Annotated in this window: 2 protein-coding genes and 1 pseudogene; 2 read left to right on the top strand and 1 reads right to left on the bottom strand. The window is 63.9% G+C overall.

Annotation, left to right across the window (positions count from 1 at the left end; genetic code table 11):
* Positions 1-92: pseudogene (locus RM844_RS31970) on the top strand (transposase); the annotation flags it as partial.
* Between the two features lie 28 nt (positions 93-120).
* Here RM844_RS31970 and RM844_RS31965 read toward each other — a convergent pair.
* Positions 121-252: a hypothetical protein gene (locus tag RM844_RS31965; RefSeq protein ID WP_311670957.1), complete on the bottom strand. Its 132-nt coding sequence runs from the start codon at positions 250-252 to the stop codon at positions 121-123.
* Positions 253-1,020: 768 nt separating this feature from the next.
* Here RM844_RS31965 and RM844_RS31960 point away from each other — a divergent pair.
* On the top strand, positions 1,021-1,488 hold the full coding sequence (locus tag RM844_RS31960; RefSeq protein WP_311670956.1) for a hypothetical protein: 468 nt from the start codon (positions 1,021-1,023) through the stop codon (positions 1,486-1,488).
* The last annotated feature ends 1,345 nt before the right edge of the window (positions 1,489-2,833 follow it).

Here is a 2,833-nt window from a genome sequence, read left to right as displayed (position 1 = left end):
GCATCCGACGTGGCCTACGGCACATCCAGTACCGCAGCGACCTGATAGACGGCTGCCTCGCCGAGACCGGCCTGACCATCCGGCCCACCTGAGCAACCATGCGACATCACGAGTTCAACCTCAGTAGCCGGATGTCCGGATGGCTTCGAAACCGCGGGTGAGGTCTTCCTTGATTTCCTTGCTGGTGTGCATCACGGTGCCGTGCAACATGTTCAGCGAGTTGGAGAAGTCGTCGTTGAGCTTCCTGGTCACGCAGTCCTCGTCTCTATCGCCTAACAGCATGTAGTCATCTGATCTCTGGCGGCAGCGGGGTGTTCTGAAACCCGCCGTCAACCCGGCGCTGACGGCTCGATCGGTCAACTTGCCGGGGCCGGCCGTTCTGTAGGCGTCTTCGTGGCCTTGCGCCAGACCTCATACGGCCGGCTCGGCTCGACCGGCCCGGCCTCATCCCAGGCACTGCCCCGCAGCGGCTAAGGTGCCGGATCGACGGGTTGATGGCATCGGCATCCAGCAGGGAAGTGCGGGGGCAGGGCCGGGAGGATACGAGCATCGCGATCTCCAAACGGTGGCAGGTCGATGATGACGTGCACGATCGGGCCGGTGACGAAGTAGACGACCGAAGTCGGTCGCACCAGCAGCGGCGCATGCCCTGTGTGTGGGCGAGATTGGCCTGGCCTGCCGGGGTGCTCATGCGTACGATCCCGCCCCGCGGAATTCTGCGGTGGTACCGGATCGCGGCCGCCCGGATCACCTGACTGTCGGACGAGCCGGTGAGACGGGACAGTAAATGAAACGAAATTCACAACCGTTTGTGATCACTCGGCCATCGAAGTGCGCATTTTACTGTGCGTTTATACCCGGTCATTAACTTCGCTCCCGTTGAGCCCGACCGAGGCTCTGAGTGAAACGGAGACGGAATGTCCCGCAAGAACAGAACCTTCGCCCTCGCCGCGCTTGCGTGCTCACCGGTTCTTGCTGGCGGATTTGCCCGCGCAGGCCGACGAAAGATCCGATTCGGCCATGCTGATGTCCGAAAAGGAATTCGTGGCTCGCGCTATGAGCGTCGCAGGCGTCAGCGAATCCTTCGCTCGTGAGGCGTACGACAACCCGGAGATCGGAGAGACCATTCCGGTGGAGATCGTGTCGGAGGATGAGGCGGAGGTGATCGAAGTCGGTGAACTCGGCACCGAGGCTGTGAACGGCACCCGCGTGCTCACCTCGAGGCGGGATTACAACAACGCCTTCGGGAACCGCCTGTTCCGGTATACGGTGGAAAAGTACTGGGCAGGGACGGGGCGCGGGTCAGCGGCCCTTCGGTCGCCACCTACAACAGCACCACCGCGCTCGGGCGTCTCGGCGGCTGGGGTTTCGAGCGAACCGTTGACCAGTCCGGCGCGTACCGCGGGTGGAACGGAAACTCGCACGGGAGCCACCACAGCGTACGCGTCGGTCAATGGTCCGCTGTCCCGGGCGAAAAGCACAACCTGACTGCCCGCCAGACCGTGCGCGCCAACGGCACCTGGAGCACTGAGAGCGACAGCGGAGACTGCGGTTAAACCCAGCGAAAGAAGGAGCTGCACCAATGAGGAATAACCGGCGAATCGCCTCAATGAAATCAGGTAGAAATTTCCTGACGGTTGGCATCGGGTTAGGCCTCGGGTCGGTGATCTCACTGGTACTCTTCGCCGGCCCGTGCTGGCCCTAGTGCTTGGTACCCTCTGGGTCGCATGGGGTGCATGGGGATTTATCGCGCGGTACCGCATCAATCACATCGGCTCCTGACGGTTCCGGCAACACAAGAAACCCCAAGGACGGACATAGCAGCTCGTGCCGTGCGAATTCTGTATGAAAAGACTCCAGCTCCCGGTCCATCGCCACCCACCGCGCGCCCCGCCGACTTCAGCCGCGATTAGCCCCTTGCCGCCACGCCCACATCGCCGCCCTTCCTGCAGCACTTCGAGCGCAAGGACGAGATCCCCTCGCGGAACTGCACGCGAGTCCTCGGCGGCCCTGTATCACCTGAGCCGGACCCGGAGTTCTGGGTCCCTGCCAGCGCCTGTACGCCACTGGACGGCAAGGACTACAGCTCGGTGGTCACCGAGCCGGACCCGGAGTCAGCCGCCCGCTCGCGCTGGCTCCTCGAAGACGTCCTCGCCCCTGACCCCGGTAAGCCGGAGTTGGTGGTTCACCGTGGAGATTGTGCGGCCGGCCGGCGCCCACTCCGGCCAGCGACCGTAGACGAGGTGTGTGTGACTATCACGGCCGGCCGGACCGTCCATCGCTTGATCTGTTCGCCACCCGCGCTCTGACTACTGCCGGGCTGCCGCGCCCGTCCCTCATCGTGTTGCCGCTGTGCGGCTGCCCCAGGCTCGCTTCGGCCCGGTGACCGTCAACCAGCTACGCGAAGCCCCCAGGCTGGCTGGACCGGACGCTGCTCGATTTGCTTCCGGGAGGCTAGTGGACGCCTGTCCAACCCCTGAATCTACTAAATAGGTATAGACCTCCTAACGTCATGTCATACCCTAGAGAAGTCACCCGCCGAACGTTCAGCGAGGCTGAGCGACCCAGCCCCCTTTCTCCTAGTCGCCTACTTTCCGTTATCACTCACCAAGGGCAGGGAGCGCGGAGCGCGACCACCCCGACCCGCAAACCAACACAAAACCTAACTTTACAAGCCCAGTTCACCCGCACAAGCGGGGTAAGGCCGGAGGCCGTCCCCGCCATCCGATTACCACCCGTGAGCGGAGCGAACGGGCCTACCCACCGCCAGGCCCCGGAGGGGCCGGCGTCCCTCCGCCCCGTAGGGGCGGCGCGTCGTGTCTCCGGAGGAGAC

It is taken from the genome of Streptomyces chisholmiae (genome assembly GCF_031845445.1).
GTDB classification, from domain to species: Bacteria; Actinomycetota; Actinomycetes; order Streptomycetales; family Streptomycetaceae; genus Streptomyces; species Streptomyces chisholmiae.
The sequence above is the reverse complement of the archived record's forward strand: the minus strand, read 5'-3'. Positions and strand labels throughout refer to the sequence as shown.